The sequence below is a fragment of the Cupriavidus sp. WGlv3 genome (assembly GCF_023952475.1).
Taxonomy (GTDB): domain Bacteria; phylum Pseudomonadota; class Gammaproteobacteria; order Burkholderiales; family Burkholderiaceae; genus Cupriavidus; species Cupriavidus phytorum.
The window spans coordinates 443,065-460,170 of sequence record NZ_JALHRX010000002.1 but is presented as its reverse complement, the minus strand read 5'-3'; the positions used below and the strand labels follow the sequence as shown (position 1 = coordinate 460,170).

18 protein-coding genes are annotated in these 17,106 nt (G+C 69.1%); 6 read left to right on the top strand and 12 right to left on the bottom strand.

The annotated features are described in order from the left end of the window. Positions 1-39 precede the first annotated feature (39 nt). Positions 40-468 carry a polyhydroxyalkanoate granule-associated phasin gene (locus MKD38_RS05505; protein WP_252675333.1) on the bottom strand — a complete coding sequence of 143 codons (429 nt, stop codon included), beginning with the start codon at positions 466-468 and terminating at the stop codon, positions 40-42. 152 nt (positions 469-620) lie between these two features. Beyond that, positions 621-2,183 (bottom strand): nitric oxide reductase transcriptional regulator NorR, encoded by a 1,563-nt coding sequence (norR, locus tag MKD38_RS05500; protein ID WP_252675078.1) that lies wholly within the window; start codon positions 2,181-2,183, stop codon positions 621-623. 153 nt (positions 2,184-2,336) lie between these two features. On the opposite strand from norR, the gene ytfE reads away from it, so the two are divergent. Together ytfE and MKD38_RS05490 are read left to right on the top strand one after the other, a co-directional pair. Continuing rightward, positions 2,337-3,065 carry an iron-sulfur cluster repair protein YtfE gene (ytfE, locus tag MKD38_RS05495; RefSeq protein ID WP_252675074.1) on the top strand — a complete coding sequence of 243 codons (729 nt, stop codon included), beginning with the start codon at positions 2,337-2,339 and terminating at the stop codon, positions 3,063-3,065. A 34-nt stretch (positions 3,066-3,099) separates the two neighbouring features. Beyond that, the gene (locus MKD38_RS05490; protein ID WP_252675073.1) at positions 3,100-5,388 is read left to right on the top strand and encodes a nitric-oxide reductase large subunit; all 2,289 of its coding nucleotides are present in this window, start codon (positions 3,100-3,102) and stop codon (positions 5,386-5,388) included. 78 nt (positions 5,389-5,466) lie between these two features. Here MKD38_RS05490 and MKD38_RS05485 read toward each other — a convergent pair whose 3' ends face one another. Then, positions 5,467-6,123 (bottom strand): DsbA family oxidoreductase, encoded by a 657-nt coding sequence (locus MKD38_RS05485; RefSeq protein ID WP_252675071.1) that lies wholly within the window; start codon positions 6,121-6,123, stop codon positions 5,467-5,469. A 141-nt stretch (positions 6,124-6,264) separates the two neighbouring features. Further along, positions 6,265-6,684 carry a hypothetical protein gene (locus tag MKD38_RS05480; protein ID WP_252675070.1) on the bottom strand — a complete coding sequence of 140 codons (420 nt, stop codon included), beginning with the start codon at positions 6,682-6,684 and terminating at the stop codon, positions 6,265-6,267. A 173-nt stretch (positions 6,685-6,857) separates the two neighbouring features. On the opposite strand from MKD38_RS05480, the gene MKD38_RS05475 reads away from it, so the two are divergent. After that, a complete protein-coding gene (locus tag MKD38_RS05475; protein ID WP_252675069.1) occupies positions 6,858-7,247 on the top strand; it encodes a c-type cytochrome in 390 nt (129 codons plus the stop codon). Positions 7,248-7,273: 26 nt separating this feature from the next. On the opposite strand, the gene soxR is transcribed toward MKD38_RS05475, so the two are convergent. Continuing rightward, complete coding sequence (soxR, locus tag MKD38_RS05470) at positions 7,274-7,756, bottom strand: redox-sensitive transcriptional activator SoxR (protein ID WP_252675064.1); 483 nt, start codon at positions 7,754-7,756, stop codon at positions 7,274-7,276. Between the two features lie 178 nt (positions 7,757-7,934). Here soxR and MKD38_RS05465 point away from each other — a divergent pair, with 178 nt between their 5' ends. Beyond that, the gene (locus tag MKD38_RS05465) at positions 7,935-8,387 is read left to right on the top strand and encodes a RidA family protein (RefSeq protein ID WP_371925644.1); all 453 of its coding nucleotides are present in this window, start codon (positions 7,935-7,937) and stop codon (positions 8,385-8,387) included. A gap of 31 nt (positions 8,388-8,418) precedes the next feature. On the opposite strand, the gene MKD38_RS05460 is transcribed toward MKD38_RS05465, so the two are convergent. Both MKD38_RS05460 and MKD38_RS05455 read right to left on the bottom strand, forming a co-directional pair. Then, entirely contained in the window at positions 8,419-8,805 is a 387-nt protein-coding gene (locus MKD38_RS05460; protein WP_252675062.1) for a nuclear transport factor 2 family protein, read from the bottom strand. A gap of 102 nt (positions 8,806-8,907) precedes the next feature. After that, positions 8,908-9,813 carry a LysR family transcriptional regulator gene (locus MKD38_RS05455; protein WP_252675060.1) on the bottom strand — a complete coding sequence of 302 codons (906 nt, stop codon included), beginning with the start codon at positions 9,811-9,813 and terminating at the stop codon, positions 8,908-8,910. Positions 9,814-9,900: 87 nt separating this feature from the next. Here MKD38_RS05455 and MKD38_RS05450 point away from each other — a divergent pair, with 87 nt between their 5' ends. Then, a complete protein-coding gene (locus tag MKD38_RS05450; RefSeq protein ID WP_252675059.1) occupies positions 9,901-10,689 on the top strand; it encodes an NAD(P)H-dependent oxidoreductase in 789 nt (262 codons plus the stop codon). 16 nt (positions 10,690-10,705) lie between these two features. Here MKD38_RS05450 and MKD38_RS05445 read toward each other — a convergent pair whose 3' ends face one another. Continuing rightward, positions 10,706-11,689 (bottom strand): Bug family tripartite tricarboxylate transporter substrate binding protein, encoded by a 984-nt coding sequence (locus MKD38_RS05445; protein WP_252675058.1) that lies wholly within the window; start codon positions 11,687-11,689, stop codon positions 10,706-10,708. Between the two features lie 61 nt (positions 11,690-11,750). Beyond that, complete coding sequence (locus MKD38_RS05440; protein ID WP_252675052.1) at positions 11,751-13,217, bottom strand: amidase; 1,467 nt, start codon at positions 13,215-13,217, stop codon at positions 11,751-11,753. Between the two features lie 118 nt (positions 13,218-13,335). Between MKD38_RS05440 and MKD38_RS05435 the strand changes: the two genes are divergently transcribed. Further along, on the top strand, positions 13,336-14,253 hold the full coding sequence (locus MKD38_RS05435; RefSeq protein WP_252675051.1) for a LysR family transcriptional regulator: 918 nt from the start codon (positions 13,336-13,338) through the stop codon (positions 14,251-14,253). On the opposite strand, the gene xth is transcribed toward MKD38_RS05435, so the two are convergent. From xth to MKD38_RS05420, 3 genes are all read right to left on the bottom strand, one after another. Beyond that, positions 14,250-15,062 (bottom strand): exodeoxyribonuclease III, encoded by an 813-nt coding sequence (xth, locus tag MKD38_RS05430; RefSeq protein ID WP_252675050.1) that lies wholly within the window; start codon positions 15,060-15,062, stop codon positions 14,250-14,252. The genes MKD38_RS05435 and xth overlap by 4 nt on opposite strands. A 73-nt stretch (positions 15,063-15,135) precedes the next feature. Then, positions 15,136-16,224 (bottom strand): BON domain-containing protein, encoded by a 1,089-nt coding sequence (locus MKD38_RS05425; protein ID WP_252675048.1) that lies wholly within the window; start codon positions 16,222-16,224, stop codon positions 15,136-15,138. A gap of 291 nt (positions 16,225-16,515) precedes the next feature. Beyond that, the gene (locus MKD38_RS05420) at positions 16,516-17,103 is read right to left on the bottom strand and encodes an OB-fold protein (protein ID WP_252675047.1); all 588 of its coding nucleotides are present in this window, start codon (positions 17,101-17,103) and stop codon (positions 16,516-16,518) included. Between the last annotated feature and the right edge of the window lie 3 nt (positions 17,104-17,106).

Genomic DNA, 17,106 nt, shown 5'->3' with positions numbered 1-17,106 from the left:
CCGCCCGGTCAAGCGCGCCGTGGCGGGACCAGGACCCGCTCAGGCCTGCCTCGGGGTGTCCCGCACCAGCCAGAAGGGGATGTCGACAACATCCTGCTGCAGGCCCGGCCACTCGAACCCCATGCCGCGCGTCAGCAGGTGGCCCCAGCCGTCGATCCATTTCTGCTGGGCACGGGCATACAGCTCCAGCATGGCCGAGGCGTAATGCAGCGAACCGCCGAGCAACGGCAGCTCGCTGGCGATTTCGCGCGCGTAGCGGGCTTCGGGGTCGGGCTCCATCATCGTGCCCATGGCGTCGAACTGGAGGTTCTCGAACAGGGTGCGGGTGAAGTCCAGGTTGAGTTCGGCCATGCGGCGCCAGGTGCCGGCCAGGTCGGCCTGCATGGCCTCGAGCTGCGGCGCGCCGGCGTAGACGGTGGGGAAGGGCCAGAACACCGGCGGCCAGAAGATTTGCGTTGCGGTCATCATCACGGGGATTCTCCAGTGGCGGGCCGTGCGCGCAGTGGGCGCAGTGGGCGGCAGTTGCTGCACACGACGATGACGCCCAGCGTGGGCATCCGGATCAGCTTATGCGGTAATGGCGCGACTTGCCATGCCGCGGCACCGGAGCCGGACTCCGTTCACTTGCAACCCAGCCGCCTGGCCAGCTTGTGCAGGTTGCTGGCGTCGATGCCGAGCTGGCGCGCGGCCTGCGCCCAGTTGCCGCCGTGGTCGTGCAGGGCCTGCGCAATGCAGGCACGCTGGGTGTGCTCGACCGCGTCGCGCAGCGCGATGCCCGCGGCCGGCGCAGGCGTGGCGGGCGGGCTGGCCGCGCCGGTGCCGGCCTGCGTGGCCTGCGGCAACTCAAGTCCGTCGAGGTCGAGCAGTTCCGGCTCCAGCGTCACGATGTCATTGCGGCCCGCGCCGCGGCTCACCGCGCGCAGCGCGGCGCGGCTGATCACGTGTTCCAGCTCGCGCACGTTGCCGGGCCAGCGGTAGTGGCGCAGCGCGTCCTGCGCGCCGCCCGACAGCCGCAGGCTGCGCAGCCCCAGGCGGGCACGGTTGAGCTCGAGGAAGCGCCCGGCCAGCAGCAGCACGTCGTTGCCGCGCTCGCGTAGCGGCGGGATCGGGATCGGGTAGACCGACAGGCGGTGGTACAGGTCGGCGCGGAACGAGCCGTCGCGTACATGCTCGCGCAGGTTGCGGTTGGTCGCGGCGATCACGCGCACGTTGACGCGGCGCGGGCGGTCCGAGCCCAGCCGCTGGATCTCGCCGTTCTGCAGCGTGCGCAGCAGCTTGGCCTGGATCGCCAGCGGCAGCTCGCCCACCTCGTCGAGAAACAGGGTGCCGCCGTCGGCGGCCTCGAAGCGCCCGGGGCGCTCGCCGGTGGCGCCGGAAAAGGCGCCGCGTGCATGGCCGAACAGCTCGCTCTCGGCCAGCGACTCGGGCAGCGCGGCGCAGTTGACATGCACCAGCGGCTGCGCGCGCCGGCGTGACTGGCGATGCAGACGGTGCGCGAACAGCTCCTTGCCCACGCCGGTCTCGCCCAGCAACAGCACCGGCAGGTCGGTGTCGGCCACCACTTCCAGTTCATGCAGCAGGTTAGCGATGGCCTCGCTCTGGCCGATGATCTCGGCGCCGATGTCGTGCGGGGCCCCGCCTTCTTCGGCATCGGGGGTGCCGCGCGCGAGCTGCAGCGCGCGGATCTCGCCCTCGAGCCGGGTGGTGCGGATGGCCGCCTCCACGATCACCGTCAGCCGCTGCAATTCGGCCTGGGCCGCGCCGTCGAAGGTGCCGACCGTGAGCGCATCCAGTGTCAGCACGCCCCACGGCTGACCATCCACTTCCAGCCGGGTGCCCATGCAGTCATGCACCGGCAGCGGCTCGCCCACATGCTCGTCGATCAGGCCGTCGTACGGGTCGGGCAGCATGCTGTCGTGATGGAAGCAGGTCACGCCGCGGCGCGCCAGGATCGCGGCCAGGCGCGGATGCAGACCCACCGCGAAGCGCCGGCCGAGCGCGTCGCGCACCAGGCCGTCGACCGCCACCGGCCGCAGGTGGTCTTCCTCCAGCCGCAGCAGCGCCACCGCGCCGCAGCGGAAATGCGTGCGCAACGCGCTGACCAGCCGCTGCAGGCGCACCGCGTGCGGCAGATCGATGACGAGGTCGGCCAGCAGGTCGGGGTACATGGCGGCTGGGAGCATGGTGGAAAACACCGTAAAGGGTAGTTAATACCGCGACAAGTATAGGGTAGTTAATACCCTTAATATTCCAAGACCCTGATTTACATAGGTTTTTTACTGGCACGCTGTTCGCGTATGTCAGGCGGTCATCACTTCCAACACGGAGAAACCGCCATGACGTTGCAAGACCATTCGCTGGGCCAGCTGGCCCGCCAGATTCCCGGTGCCACCCGCATCTTCCACGACCACGGGCTCGACTTCTGCTGCGGCGGCAAGCAGAGTCTGCGCGACGCCGGGCAGCAGAGGGGGCTCGATGCCGCCGCCGTGGCCGCCATCGTCGCACAGCTGCGCGCGCTGCAGGACGAGGCCGATCCGTCGGCGCAAGACTGGAACACGGCCGCGCCCGCGGCGCTGATCGAGCATATCCTGGTGCGCTTCCACGCCCGCCATCGCGAGCAGTTGCCCGAACTGATCCGCCTGGCGCGGCGCGTCGAACAGGTCCACGGCGAGCGGTCGGAGTGTCCGCTGGGCCTGGCCGACCACCTGAGCGCGATGCTGGGCGAACTGGAATCGCACATGCAGAAGGAAGAGCAGGTGCTGTTCCCGATGCTGCTGCGCGGCCTGCATGCCGCCGCGAGCCGACCGATCGCGGTGATGCGCGCCGAGCACGACGACCACGGCGTGGCCCTGCAGCGGCTGGCCGAGCTGACCGACGACATCACGCTGCCGCGCGCGGCCTGCAATACCTGGCGCGCGCTCTACCTGGGCCTGCGCGCGCTGCGCGAAGACCTGATGGAACACATCCACCTGGAAAACAACGTGCTGTTCGAAACCGCGGCGGCCACCGCGACCGCGCCGGCACCGGCGCAGGCCAACGGCTGCGGCTGCTCGGCGCACGCCTGAGCCCGCCCGACACCACCCTCAACGACTTCGCATCATGGGTCCCTACCGCAAACTCTGGTTCCTGCTGATCGCCGTGCTGGCGGTCACTTTCTCCCTGCTCGGCTACTACGGCGTCGAGGTGTACCGGCAGGCCCCACCCATCCCGGCCAAGGTGGTCACGACCGAGGGTCGCACGCTGTTCAGCGGCGACGACATCCTCGACGGCCAGACCGCATGGCAGTCCGTGGGCGGCATGCAGCTCGGCTCGATCTGGGGCCACGGCGCCTACCAGGCGCCGGACTGGACCGCCGACTGGCTGCACCGCGAACTGACCGCGTGGCTGGAGCTGGCGGCTCAGGACACGTACGGCCGTCCGTACGCCAAACTGGCCGCGCCCGAACAGGCCGCGCTGCGCGAGCAATTGCGCACCGAGTACCGCGGCAATGCGACCGATCCGGACAGCAACGTGCTGACCGTGTCGAAGCGCCGCGCGCAGGCCATCGCCGACACCGCCGCCTACTACGACCAGCTCTTCTCCGATGCGCCGGCGCTGCACACCACGCGAGAGCATTACGCGATGAAGGAGAACACGCTGCCGAGCGCCGAGCGCCGCCAGCAGATGACGCACTTCTTCTTCTGGACCGCGTGGGCCGCATCGACCGCGCGCCCGGGGCATGAGGCCACCTACACCAACAACTGGCCGCACGAGCCGCTGATCGGCAACCAGCCCACCAGCGAAAACGTGGTGTGGTCGGTGATCAGCGTGGTGGTGCTGCTGGCCGGCGTCGGCTTCCTGGTGTGGGCGTGGGCCTTCCTGCGCGGCAAGGAAGAAACGCCGCCGCAGGCGCCGGCGCGCGACCCGCTGCTGTCGGTGGCGCTGACGCCGTCGCAACGCGCGCTGGGCAAGTACCTGTTCCTGGTGGTGGCGCTGTTCGTGTTCCAGGTGTTCCTGGGCGGCTTCACCGCGCACTACACCGTCGAAGGCCAGAAGTTCTACGGCATCGACGTGTCGCAGTGGTTCCCTTACGCGCTGGTGCGCACCTGGCATATCCAGAGCGCGCTGTTCTGGATCGCCACCGGTTTCCTCGCCGCGGGCCTGTTCCTGGCGCCGCTGATCAACGGCGGCAAGGATCCGAAGTTCCAGCGGCTGGGCGTCGATGTCCTGTTCTGGGCGCTGGTGGTCGTGGTGGTGGGCTCGTTCGCCGGCAACTACCTGGCGATCGCGCAGAAGCTGCCGCCGCACCTGAACTTCTGGCTCGGCCACCAGGGCTACGAGTATGTCGACCTGGGCCGGCTGTGGCAGATCGGCAAGTTCGCCGGCATCGTGATCTGGCTGGTGCTGATGATGCGCGGCATCCTGCCGGCGCTGCGCGCGCGCGGCACCGACCGCAACCTGCTGGCGCTGCTGACCTCGTCGGTAGTGGCGATCGGCCTGTTCTATGGCGCGGGCCTGGCCTATGGCGAGCGCACCAGCCTGACGGTGATGGAGTACTGGCGCTGGTGGGTGGTGCACCTGTGGGTGGAGGGCTTCTTCGAGGTCTTTGCCACCACGGCGCTGGCCTTTATCTTCTCCACGCTGGGACTGGTGTCGCGCCCGATGGCCACCGCGGCCAGCCTGGCGTCGGCGTCGCTGTTCATGCTGGGCGGGATTCCCGGCACCTTCCACCACCTGTACTTTGCCGGCACCACCACGCCGGTGATGGCGGTGGGCGCCGCCTTCAGCGCGCTGGAAGTGGTGCCGCTGATCGTGCTGGGCCACGAGGCCTGGGAAAACTGGAGCCTGAAGCGGCGCGCGCCATGGATGGCCGACCTGAAGTGGCCGCTGATGTGCTTTGTCGCGGTGGCGTTCTGGAACATGCTGGGCGCGGGCGTGTTCGGCTTCATGATCAACCCGCCGATCGCGCTGTACTACATCCAGGGCCAGAACACCACGCCGGTCCATGCCCATGCCGCGCTGTTCGGCGTCTACGGCTTCCTGGCGCTGGGCTTCACGCTGCTGGTGCTGCGCTACGTGCGTCCGGCCTACCGTCTCAGCCCGGCGCTGATGAAGACCGCGTTCTGGGGCCTGAATATCGGCCTGGTGCTGATGATCGGCACCAGCCTGCTGCCGATCGGCATCATCCAGTTCCTGGCCAGCGTCGAGCATGGCACCTGGTACGCGCGCAGCGAGGCCTTCATGCAGCAGCCCATCCTGCAGACGCTGCGCTGGGTGCGCACCTTCGGCGACGTGGTGTTTATCGCCGGCGCGGTGTCGTTCGCGTGGCAGGTGGTGCTGGGTCTGGCCACGCGCACGCCGCGCGCGGCCGATGCCGTCACCGTGGGGATGAAGCCCGTGGCGCGCTAAACGATCAGTGCGCCGAAAGCACAGTGGCCCGCCCGGCTTACCGGGCGGGCCACTTGCCTTGGCGGGCAAGGCAGGAGGCTAGCCTTGCGCCTGCTGCGCTTCGGCAGCGATCTCGCGGATGGCCTGCTCGAAGGCCTCCACCGGCTGGCCGCCGGTGACGAGGTAGCGGTCGTTGAAGATGATCGACGGCACCGACTGGATGCCCATGCGCTGGTATTCGCCGATTTCCGCGCGCACCGCATCGGCATAGTCGTCGCCCGCCATCACCTTGCGCGCCGTGGCGGCATCCAGGCCGACGGACCGGGCCGCGTCGACCAGCACGTCATGGTTGCTCGGGTCCTTGCCGTCCCCATGGTAGGCGCGCAGCAGCGCCTGCTTCAGCGGCAGCTGCTTGCCTTCCAGCCCGGCCCAATGCAGCAGGCGGTGGGCGTCGAAGGTGTTGTAGACATGGGTGCGCGGGCCAAAGGCAAAGCCCACGGCGGCGCCGCGTTCGCGGATCATCGCCTGGGTTTCGGCGATCTGCGCCGGGGTGCGGCCGTACTTGCGGCCGAGATAGTCGACGATGGCTTCGCCTTCCGGGCGCATGCCGGGGTTCAGTTCGAACGGATGCACGACGATCTCGGCATCGACCGCATCGCCCACGCGCTGCAGCGCCAGTTGCAGTGAAGACAGGCCGATGGCGCACCAGGGACAGGCGATGTCGGAGACGAAGTCGATCTTGAGGGGCTGTGGCATGGCTGCTCCTGGGCTGGACGGGCGAGGCCATGGCCCCGGCCCGGATTGGAAATTGCCGACAGGGTAGCCTGACTGGCGAATCCTTGCAGGCGGACGCTTCGGCCGGTGGCCGCGCGCCCGTCCGCCGCGCCATGGCGGGGCTCAGTCCCAGCGGCGCCCGTGGCCGCGGCCATGGTCACCGTGGTCGCCATGGCGGTGCCCCCACTCGCGCCCGCGCCATTCGCGGCGATGCTCGTGGTAGCCGTCGCGGTAGCCTTCGCGGTAATAGCCGCGATAGTAGGCGCGGCGATAGCCGCGGTCATTGTCGTAGCGCACCGGCACCGGTGCCACCACCACGGGCCGCGGCGCCACCACGACCGGGCGCGGTGCGTAGGCCACGGGGGCGGGTGCATACACCGGCGCTGGCGCATAGACCGGGGCCGGATGGTAGACCGGCGCCGGCTGCGCCACCACCACGCCAGGCACGCCGATGCCGATATCGATATTCACACCGGCGTAAGCACCAGCGCTGGCCACCAGCATTGCACCACCTGCTACCGCCATTGCGATGATTCGTTTCATGGCTGCCTCCCAAGGGGCGTTGGACATGGGCTCACTGTAGGGGGGCGGGCTGTAATATGGGGCGCGCGAAGTGTTGCAAGTGTGACGCGGTGTAACCCCCGGTCGCGCCGCCGCGTGCCGGCGCGGCCTGTATCATGCCAACCCTGCCCAGGCATTTCCCATCCAAGCCGCACATGCGCCGTACCGCCGCCACCCTGCTGGCACTGACCGTTTCCACCGCCATCCCCATCGCAGCCACCGCTGCCACCGCCGCCGCCGATCTACAGGCCGGCAAGGCTTTGTTTGCGACGCGCTGCGCCTCGTGCCACCACGTCGGGCGCAACGCGCGCGCGGGCTTTGGTCCGCAACTGAACGGCATCTTCGGCCGCACCGCCGGCAGCACGACGGATTTCCAGTATTCGGACGCGATGCGCGCCTCGAAGGTGGTGTGGTCGCATGACACGCTGCGCGCTTTCGTCCGTTCGCCCGGCAAGGTGGTGCCGGGCACGAAGATGCGGTTCTGGGGACTGGGCGACGAGCAGCAGATCACCGATCTGCTGGCGTACCTCGAGACCTTCAGGTAAGCCGACACGGCTTCGGCCGCGCAGCTTCACTCCGCAAAATGCGGCCCCGGCCCTTCGCCCGCCAGCGCGTCATGCGGATTGCGCAACGGACACGCCTTCAGCGACAGGCAGCCGCAGCCGATGCACCCGTCCAGTTGGTCACGCAATTGCGTCAGCGTGCGGATCCGTTCGTTTAGATCATCGCGCCAGCTGGCGGAGAGCTTGCGCCAGTCCGCCACGGTCGGCGCGCGGCCGTCGGGCAGCTTGCGCATGGCGTCGGCGATCACCGCCAGCGGCAGCCCCATGCGCTGCGCCACGCGGATCACCGCCAGGCGCCGCAGCACGGCGCGCGCATAGCGGCGCTGGTTGCCGCCGCTGCGGGTGCTGGCGATCAGGCCGCGGGCTTCATAGAAATGCAGGGCGGACACCGCAATGCCGGTGCGCGCCGCGACTTCACCGACGGAGAGCAGTTCTTCCGCGGGCGCGGCGGGGCGCCGGCGCGGCGTGGCGGGCGGTTGCTTGGAAGCCATGGCGAAGGGCGGGCAGTGCTGCAACGTTGGAACGCAGGAATGCCCATGCTACCACCATGGCCGCGCTTGACCTTAACCTAACTTGAGGTTTGATACTGGCGGCTCCTCTGTCCCGGATGCCTTCCACAAGCCGATGACCATGTTTCCGTTCTCGCCCTCGTCGCTGCGCTCGCCCGCCATGCCCGCATTGCCAGTCACGCCGGCCGTGCCCTTCGCCCGTCCCAATGACTCGCTGAGCCTGCTCAATCCCGACGGCCTGTACGACCCGCGGCCCAACGGCTATTCACACGTGGCCCTGGTCGAAGGCCCGGTCCGCATCGTCTATGTCTCGGGGCAGGGCGGCGAGGATGCGGCGGGCTGCCTGCCGCTCGATTTTCCGCGCCAGGTGGCGCGCGCCATGCAGAACCTGCGCATTGCGCTGCAGGCGGCCGGTGCCGACGTCGGCGACGTGGCCAAGCTCACGGTGCTGGTGGTGGACCATTCGCACGACCGCCTGCGCACTTTCGGCGCGGCGCTGCGCGAGATGTGGGGCGAGCGGCCGACGCCGGCCTGCACGCTGATCCCGGTGCCGCGGCTGGCGCTGGACAACATGCTGTTCGAGATCGAAGCGACAGCGGTGTTGCCGGCCTGAGCCGCGGCAGTTCGGGAATTGAAGTCCGGACTCAGCGGGCCGCGGCGCTGAAGGTCTTGTTGACGATCTTCCAGACGCCATCGATTTCGAGCAGCGTCATGTAGTCGGTGAAGGTCACGCCCGGGTATTCCAGCACCACCTTGGCCACGCCGGCATTGCCGACCACGTCGAACTGCGTGATGAAGCGCTTGCGTTGCGCCTCATCCGCGGCCGGATGGCCGGGGCAGCGCGCCGTGGCGAATTCCTCGACCGTCAGCGAATGCAGCTTGCCGTCGCGGAACGAGACGATGCGCGCGTCGGCGGCGAAGGCCTGGTACATGAACTCGGCCTTGCCGGTGATATGGCCCTGCAGGTAGTCCTCGATCGGCGCGAGCGCGGCCACGTGGCGGGACGTCAGGCCGGTTTCCGAAAACGTCATGATCTCCTCCAAAACTGGGACGGCAAGGGCTTGGCCATGCCGCAACGTTGAAAGCGCTGATTGTATTCCAGTTTTGTATGCAAAGCGTGCTAACAGCGACGCTCACACCGATGTGGCGATGTGTTCACGCAGCCAGCGGTGCGCCGGATCGCGGTGCACGCGCTCGGGCCACAGCATCGACATCTCGTAGCCCGGCACCTCGACCGGCGGTGCCACCGCGCGCAGTGCCGGAGCGCCGCGCACCAGCCGCTCGGGCAGCATCGCCACCAGGTCGGTGCTAGCCAGTGCCGCCGTGACAAACAGGAAGTGCGGCACCGACAGCACTACCCGCCGCTGCATCCCGGCCCGGCCCAGTGCCTCGTCGGTGACGCCGTGGAAGCCGCCGCCGTCCGGAGACACCATCACATGCTCGAGCGCGCAAAACTGCGCCAGCGTGGGCCGCCGCTTCAGCCGCGGATGGCCGGCGCGGCCCGCCAGCACATAACGCTCGGTGAACAGCGCGCGCCGGTGCAGCGCCGGCGGCGAGCCGTCGGTGGTGTGGAAGGCCAAGTCCAGTTCGGCGCGCTCGGCCTGCCGGGCGATGCGCGTCGGCACCATTTCGACCACGGCCAGCCGCGCGCCAGGCGCGGCCTTGCGCAGCCCCTGCAGCGCGGGCAGCACGATGGTCGATTCGCCATAGTCGGTCGCGGCCACGCGCCAGGTATGGGCCGACGTGGCTGGATCGAACGGGGTGTCGGCGGAAACCGCCTGCGCCAGTGCCGCCAGCGCTTCGCGCAACGGCTCGCGCAGCGCTTCGGCCCTGGCGGTGGGCCGCATGCCGCGCGGCCCGGGCAGCAGCAGCGGGTCGCCGAAGTGGTCGCGCAGCCGGGCCAGGTGGACGCTGACCGAGGGCTGCGACAAATGCAGCCGCTCGGCCGCGCGGGTCACGTTGTGCTCGGACAGCAGCACGTCGAGCGTCAACAGCAGGTTCAGGTCGAGCCGCCTGAGGCTGGCCGCGGAATTATTCATGACAATACCTGGAATATCGGATATTCATTTCTAATATACCGGACCGCGGCCTATGCTGGCTTCACCAACACTTGTGAAGCCACCGACATGAAAGTACTGCTGGTCTATGCCCACCCCGAACCGCGCTCGCTCAACGGTGCCATCCGCGACTTTGCCGTGCAGCGTTTGCGCGATGCCGGCCACGAAGTCCAGGTCTCGGACCTGTATGCGATGCAATGGAAGCCGCAGCTAGATGCCTCGGATGCGAAGGTTCCCAAGGCCGACGCGCCGTTCCACCCCTCGCTGGATTCGAAGCATGCCTTCGACAACGGGCTGCAGAGCGATGACATCGCGCGCGAGCAGGACAAGCTGCGCTGGGCCGACGCCGTGATCCTGCAGTTCCCGTTGTGGTGGTTCTCGATGCCGGCCATCCTGAAGGGCTGGGTCGAGCGCGTCTATGCCTATGGCTTTGCCTACGGCGTCGGCGAGCACTCGGACCAGCGCTGGGGCGACCGCTATGGCGAAGGCACGCTTGCCGGCAAGCGCGCGATGCTGATCGTCACCGCCGGCGGCTGGGAGTCGCACTACAGCACGCGCGGCATCAATGGCCCGATCGACGACATCTTGTTCCCGATCCACCACGGCATCCTGTACTACCCTGGGTTTGACGTGCTGCCGCCATACCTGGTGTATCGGACCGGCAAGGTTGATGCGGCGCGCTTTGCGCGGATTCGCGAGGAGCTGGGCGAGCGGCTGGATGCGCTGGGGACGACCGCACCGATTCCGTTCCGACGGCAGAACGGCGGGGACTACCTGATCCCGCAACTCACGCTGCGCGAGGAAGTGGCGCCGCAAGCCGTGGGCTTCGCGGCGCATATGGAGGACGTACGGCCTTGAGGGCGTGCGGAGGAGCCTACTCCGCGCGAATATCCGCCCGCGCCGCCACCGCCCGCATCTCCGGCAGCTCCTTCTCCACCCGCGCCTTCACCGCCGCCCCATTGCCATAAGCCGGCGTCAACGCCAGCTCGACCATGCGCGCCTTGGTGGCCGGCGCGTTGGCGACGTCGGCCAGCGCCTTTTCCAGCTTCTGCTGCACCGGCGCGGGCAGGCCCGCGGGTGCCATCAGCGCGAACCAGGTACCCATCTGGAAGCCGGGATAGCCGCTTTCGGCGACGGTCGGCACTTGCGGCAAGGCCGGCAGGCGTTGCGGCGACAGCACCGCCAGCGGCCGGATCTTGCCGCCCTTGATCAGCGGCAGGGTGGCCACCACGGTATCGACGGCGACCGGTACCTGCCCGCCCGCGAGCGCGGTCAGGCTGGGGGCACTGCCGTTGAACGGCACGTGCACCATGCGGATGCCGGTGGCGGCCTTGAGCATCTCCGCGCCGAAATGCACCGACGAGCCGGCGCCGAACGAGCCATAGGAGAACTTGTCCGGGTTGGCCTTGGCCTGTGTCACCAGGTCCTTGAGCGACGTGATCGACGTGTCGGGGTTGGCCACCAGCACCAGGCTCATGTCGGCGATCAGGCCGAGCGGGGTGAAGCTCTTGATCGGGTCGTACCCCAGCTGCTGGCGGATCGCGGGGTTCAGCGTCAGCGTGGTGCTGGCCGCCAGCAGCAGCGTGTAGCCGTCGGGCGCGGCCTTGGCCACCTGGGTGGCGCCGATCACGGTGCTGGCGCCGGGCTTGTTCTCGACCACCACCGGCTGGCCGAGTCTTTCGCCGAGGCCGACCGCCAGCAGGCGGCCGAGCACGTCGGTGGCGCCGCCTGCAGCGAACGGCACCACCAGCCGCAGCGGGCGCTCCGGCCACGTTTGCGCGTGGGCGGCGGGCGCGGCGGACAGCGTCGCCAGGGCGGTGGCGCAGGCGAGAAACAGCTTCGGGGGCAATGCAGTCATCGTGGCACTCCAGCGGCAGTTATGGGAATGGGAGGCAAGCGGAATCGATGGGCAGCGGGGCTCAGCCCAGCCAGGGGCTGCGCACGCGCGAGAAGCCGCCGGCCTGGTCGTAGGCATGGCCCAGTTGCAGCACCGCGGCGTCGGCCTGCGCCGGGCCGATGATCTGGATACCGGCGGGCAGCCCCTGCGGGCCGAAGCCGGCGGGCGCGGCCAGCGCCGGCAGCCCGGCCATGGTGGCCGGCACCACCGCCTGCATCCAGCGGTGGTAGGTGTCCATGTCGCGGCCGTCGATGGCATGCGGCCAGTCCCAGCCGGCATCGAACGGGAACACTTGCGCGGCCGGCAGCACCAGGTAGTCGAAGCGCTCGAACAGCGCGCGCAGCGCCTGGTACCACGCGCTGCGTTCGGCCATGGCCTCATACAAGCGCGTGCCGGGCAGCGCCAGGCCGCGCTCGATCTCCCAGACCGCCTCGGGCTTGAGCAGCGCGCGCTTGGCGGGGTCGTGGTACAGCGCCGCGTTGGCGCCGGCCACCGAGAAGCTGCGCAGATCGATCCAGGCGCGCCACAGGCGTTCCAGGTCAAAGTCCGGCAGCGCCACGTCGATGGTGCAGCCGAGCGTACGCAGGTGCGCCAGCGCCTGCACGCAGGTGTCGAGCAGGCCCGCTTCGGTGGGCAGGTGCCCGCCCAGGTCGCCGAGCCAGCCGATGCGCACGCCGGTCCAGTCGCGTTCGGGCGGCAGCGCAAAGGTGCCGGGCGCCTCGTTGCGGCGCGTCAGCGGCAGCCGTGCATCGAAGCCGGCCTGCACCGACAGCAGCAGGGCCAGGTCCGGCACGTTGCGCGCCATCGGCCCGGCCACGCTGAACTGCTGGAAGAACACTTCGTCGCCCGGGCCGTGCGGCACGCAGCCGACCGAGGTGCGCAGCCCGTACACATGGTTGAACGCCGCAGGCGTGCGCAGCGACCCCATCATGTCCGAGCCGTCGGCCACCGGCAGCATGTGCAGCGCCACCGCCACCGCGGCGCCGCCGCTGCTGCCGCCGGCGGAGCGGGTGGGGTCGAAGGCATTGCGGGTGGTGCCATAGACCGGGTTATAGGTATGGCCGCCGAGGCCGAATTCCGGCGAATTGGTGCGTCCGATGAAGAGCGCGCCGCCGGCGCGCATGCGCTCGAAGATCACGGCATCGGCGTCGCTGACCTGGCCGGCGAAGATCGGCGAGCCCTTGGTGGTGACCATGCCGGCGGCCGGGCTGATGTCCTTGGGCGCCTGCGGGAACCCGTGCAGCGGGCCGCGGCTGGCGCCGCGCGCCAGTTCCTCGTCCAGTCCTTGCGCCTGCCTGCGCAACGTGTCGCGGTCCACCGCGGCGACGATGGCGTTGACGCGCGGGTTGTGGCGGTCGATCTGGCCGAGGTAGGCATCGAGCACTTCCACGCAGGAGACGTCGCGCGCATGGATGGCGCGCGACAGCGCGACGGCATCGAGGTCGGTGATCGGGTTGGTGGAGGTAGCGGGGGTCTGGGCAGTCGCCATGGCGCGAGGTCTCCGGTGATGTGTGGGAAAAGCATACGGGCGACCCGTGCTTTCCCGCAATCGACGTTTTTTTCAAATATCCTTGCGTAAAACGCAAACCGGCCGGAGCCCGCCCCCCATGTTGTCGCATCGCCTGCAGGACACCTCGCTGCGCTATTTCCTGGAAGTGGTCCGCAGCGGCTCGCTGACCGAGGCGGCGCAACGGCTCAATGTCACCGTGTCGGCGGTGAGCCGGCAGGTCGCCGCGCTCGAGGCCCTGCTCGGCGTGCCGTTGTTCGACCGCCGCCCGCGCGGCATGGTGGCCAGCGCCGCCGGCGAGCTGCTCGCCGCCCATGCACTGCGCGGCGCGCTGGAAGCCGACCGCGTGGTGTCCGAGATCGCCGCGCTGCAGGGCCTGCGCCGCGGCAGGGTGCGCGTGGCCAGTTCCGCCGGCTTTGCGATCGAGTTCCTGCCGCGCATCATCGTCGAGTTCCGCCAGCGCTATCCGGGCCTGCAGTTCCACGTGCGCGTGGCGCCGCCGGCGGATGTGACCGGCATCGTGCTGCATGGCGACGCGGATATCGGCATCACCTACAGCCGCGCCGCCGAGCAGGGCATCCGCATCGCCCACCGGCAGGCGGCGCCGGTGATCGCCATCATGCGTCCGGACCATCCGCTGGCGCGCTTTCGCAGCGTCACGCTGGCGCAGATGCAGCCGTACCCGCTGGCGCTGCCCGAGGGCGACAACACGGTGCGCCAGCTGTTCGACCTGGCCTGCGGCGAGCGCGGCATGGTGTTCGAGCCGGTGCTGGTGACCAACCACTTCGAGACCCTGACCAGCTTCGTGCTGCACGGCGGCGGCCTGTCGATCTCGGGCAGCGTGACCGTGGGCGACCGCTTGCGCCGCGGCGAGCTGCATGCCGCGACCATCCGCGAACGCGGCATGCGCAGCCGTGCGATCGAACTGCAGACGCTGGCGGGCCGCACGCTGCCGGAGGGCGTGCGCGCCTTTCTGGGCTTTATCCGCGACAGGCTGGTGGCGGAGGCCGCGGGCTAGCCCGCGCGCTTGCGCCGCGCCGCCGGGCCCAGCACCACCCACGCCGGCGCATGGTCACTGGGGTGGTCTTCGCCGCGCACCCAGCGGTCGACGCCGGCGTCGCGCAGCCGCGGCGCCAGCTCGGCGCTCAGCAGCAGGTGGTCGATGCGCAGGCCGGAGTTGGTCTGCCAGTGCCGGCGGAAGTAATCCCAGAAGGTATAGATGGGCGCATCGGGATGGTGCTGGCGCAGCGCATCGGTCCAGCCCTGCGCCAGCAAGCGCGCATAGGCCTCGCGGCTTTCCGGCTGCAGCAGGGCATCCTTGCGCCACGAGCGCGGGTTGTAGATGTCCTGGTCGGTCGGCACCACGTTGTAGTCACCGGCCAGCACCACCGGGTGACCGCTGTCGAACAATTCCTGCGCATGCGCGATCAGCCGTTCGAACCAGGCCAGCTTGTAGTCGAACTTCGGTCCCGGCTGCGGATTGCCGTTCGGCAGGTAGAGGCAGCCGATCAGCATGCCGGAGACCGCCGCCTCCAGGTAGCGGCTGTGGCTGTCGTCAGGATCGCCGGGCAGTCCGCGCCGCACTTCGACCGGCTCCGCGCCGCGCGCCAGAATGGCGACGCCGTTCCAGGACTTCTGCCCATGCCAGATCGCGCCATAGCCGGCGTCGCGGATTTCGCGCGCCGGGAAGCTCTCGTCGGCGGTCTTCAGTTCCTGCAGGCAGACGATGTCCGGCGCTTCGCGCGCGAGCCAGTGGCACAGCGCACCCACGCGGCTGCGGATGCCGTTGATGTTGAAGGTTGCGATCTTCAGCCTGGACGCGGACATGCGGTGCGGGCGGTGTGGGCGGTGGCGGTATCCACAAAAAAGCCGGCGGAAGATTTCCGCCGGCTGCTGGCCATTATGCGCGCCAGGTGCTGCCCGTCGTGGTGCTGGTGGTGCTGCCGCCGGTGGTGGCGGTAGCGCTGCCCGAGCCAGGCGAGCTGCCCGAGCTGCTGGTGCTGCCTGTGCTGCCCGCGCTGCGGGCAACGCCGGACGACTCGCCGTGGCGCTCGCTGTCGCGGCGCACGCGGATGTCGTTGTTGACTTCCTTGACGCCGTAGGTGCCGTCAGCCATGTCCTCGATGTAGTACTTCTGGCCGCGGTCACGCACGGTACCGGTCAGCGAGACCACGCCTTCGTTGACATCGACGCTGACATCGCTGACGTCGACGCCGCGCGCGTAGCTGAGCCGCTCGCAGATCTGGTCGCGGATGCGCTCGTCGCTGCGCTGGTAGCCGCGCGGGCCGGCGCGCTGTTCGCGCTCGTCGGGCGTGCCGAACCAGTCGCCCACCACTTCGCCGATACGGCGGCCCAGGTTGTAGAGCATGCCGTGCTCGCGGTTGTCGTCGCGATCGTCGTCGCGGTCTTCATCGGTCTCCCAGCCACGCCGCTGTGCGTGCTGGCGGTAGCCCGGACTGTGGCTTTGCACCGTGTAGCGGTGTTCTTCCTCTTCGTCGTCCGGGTCGGTCCAGTAGCGGCGGTCGCTGCGCAGATCGCTGAAGTAGCGCTCGCGGCCCTCGTCGCGGGACGATCCGCGGCCCTCATAGCGCTCGCGCGACTGATAACGCTCGCGCGGCTCGCGGGCGCGTTCGGTGCTCTGGCGCCATTGCTGTTCCGCGTATTCGTCGTCGCGCTCCCAGGCCTGCGGGTCGCGCCACTCGCCGGCACGTTCCCATCCGTAGCCGCCGTTCAGGCCATAGCGCAGGTCGCTGCCGTAGCGCCCCTCGCGAGGATAGTCGGGGTAGCGGCTGGCGCCGTACTGCTCGTTGAATTCCCGGCCCGGGCGGGCAGGGCCGCCGTAGCTGGTCTGGCCCGGGGTCATTTGCTGGCGTCGGCGCTGCGCTTGCCAGCGGTCGCGTTCCGATTCCGGCTGCCAGTCATCGTCGTCCCATGCCTGGCGGCGCTCGCGCTGGTCGCGCGCTTCACGCTCATCGTAGTAGTAGCCCATGCTGATTTCCTGACAAGGTAACGCCATGTGCGGAATGCGGCGCAAAGGCACGCCGTTCAACCGCTGGCGGGTATCAAGCAAGGGGCAAGATTCATACCGTGCGGCCGATGGCCTTGCGGCCCCGGCTGGCCGGGACCCGGGTGACGGGAGTCCGTGCAACGGTTTCAGAGCGTGTAAGGGATGCAGTCCGCAGCTGCACGATGTGGCGCTGGCTGCGCAGGGCGCCAAGCCGGCGTGCGGCGCGGGCGGCTTGAGGCGGCCAGCCCCCGGCGCCCGTCCCGCGCCTGCAGCTTACTTCTTGCTGGTCTTGGTCGATTTTGCCTTGGTGCTCGGGGCGGCCTTCGTCGGGGCGGCCGTGGTCGCCGGCGCCGCCTCGATCTTCGACTTGGCGAAGGCGAAGTAGCATTCCTTGTTGCTGCTGTTGTACGACTCGGCATCGCTGGTCGCCAGCACGCCGGTCACGTTGATCTTGTCCCCGGTCTGCAGGTTGCTGATCTTCTTCTGGTTGACCAGCATCGCATCGCGCATCAGCGCCTTGCCGGTGCACTGCGGATTGACCGAATCCTTGAAGTAGACCGCGATGGTGTCGTCCGTGATGCTCAGGCCGTCAACCTTGGTGATGCGCGAGACCGTGCCCGACACCAGGATGGCCTGCGCGTCCCACTTCTTCTTCGCCGTGATTTCGTTCTTCTTCCAGTCCGTCCAGATGTCGCCCAGCGAAGCCGGCTTGGGGTCGGCCAGCATGCGGAAGTCGCCGCTGAGCACGTCGCCGGTGCCGTCGAGCACGCCGCTGATGGAGGACATCGCGCCATCCATCGATTCACAACCGGCCAGCATCCCGGCCAGGACCAGCCCTGCCATCAGTTTTCCCGTCTGCATTTT

What these genes read in the sequence shown, in the direction of transcription:
- MKD38_RS05505 (WP_252675333.1), bottom strand. Translation starts at nt 468, where the DNA reads ATGATGACCGCAACGCAAATCTTCTGGCCGCCGGTGTTCTGGCCCTTC.
- norR (WP_252675078.1), bottom strand. Translation starts at nt 2,183, where the DNA reads ATGCTCCCAGCCGCCATGTACCCCGACCTGCTGGCCGACCTCGTCATC.
- ytfE (WP_252675074.1), top strand. Translation starts at nt 2,337, where the DNA reads ATGACGTTGCAAGACCATTCGCTGGGCCAGCTGGCCCGCCAGATTCCC.
- MKD38_RS05490 (WP_252675073.1), top strand. Translation starts at nt 3,100, where the DNA reads ATGGGTCCCTACCGCAAACTCTGGTTCCTGCTGATCGCCGTGCTGGCG.
- MKD38_RS05485 (WP_252675071.1), bottom strand. Translation starts at nt 6,123, where the DNA reads ATGCCACAGCCCCTCAAGATCGACTTCGTCTCCGACATCGCCTGTCCC.
- MKD38_RS05480 (WP_252675070.1), bottom strand. Translation starts at nt 6,684, where the DNA reads ATGAAACGAATCATCGCAATGGCGGTAGCAGGTGGTGCAATGCTGGTG.
- MKD38_RS05475 (WP_252675069.1), top strand. Translation starts at nt 6,858, where the DNA reads ATGCGCCGTACCGCCGCCACCCTGCTGGCACTGACCGTTTCCACCGCC.
- soxR (WP_252675064.1), bottom strand. Translation starts at nt 7,756, where the DNA reads ATGGCTTCCAAGCAACCGCCCGCCACGCCGCGCCGGCGCCCCGCCGCG.
- MKD38_RS05465 (WP_371925644.1), top strand. Translation starts at nt 7,935, where the DNA reads ATGCCCGCATTGCCAGTCACGCCGGCCGTGCCCTTCGCCCGTCCCAAT.
- MKD38_RS05460 (WP_252675062.1), bottom strand. Translation starts at nt 8,805, where the DNA reads ATGACGTTTTCGGAAACCGGCCTGACGTCCCGCCACGTGGCCGCGCTC.
- MKD38_RS05455 (WP_252675060.1), bottom strand. Translation starts at nt 9,813, where the DNA reads ATGAATAATTCCGCGGCCAGCCTCAGGCGGCTCGACCTGAACCTGCTG.
- MKD38_RS05450 (WP_252675059.1), top strand. Translation starts at nt 9,901, where the DNA reads ATGAAAGTACTGCTGGTCTATGCCCACCCCGAACCGCGCTCGCTCAAC.
- MKD38_RS05445 (WP_252675058.1), bottom strand. Translation starts at nt 11,689, where the DNA reads ATGACTGCATTGCCCCCGAAGCTGTTTCTCGCCTGCGCCACCGCCCTG.
- MKD38_RS05440 (WP_252675052.1), bottom strand. Translation starts at nt 13,217, where the DNA reads ATGGCGACTGCCCAGACCCCCGCTACCTCCACCAACCCGATCACCGAC.
- MKD38_RS05435 (WP_252675051.1), top strand. Translation starts at nt 13,336, where the DNA reads ATGTTGTCGCATCGCCTGCAGGACACCTCGCTGCGCTATTTCCTGGAA.
- xth (WP_252675050.1), bottom strand. Translation starts at nt 15,062, where the DNA reads ATGTCCGCGTCCAGGCTGAAGATCGCAACCTTCAACATCAACGGCATC.
- MKD38_RS05425 (WP_252675048.1), bottom strand. Translation starts at nt 16,224, where the DNA reads ATGGGCTACTACTACGATGAGCGTGAAGCGCGCGACCAGCGCGAGCGC.
- MKD38_RS05420 (WP_252675047.1), bottom strand. Translation starts at nt 17,103, where the DNA reads ATGCAGACGGGAAAACTGATGGCAGGGCTGGTCCTGGCCGGGATGCTG.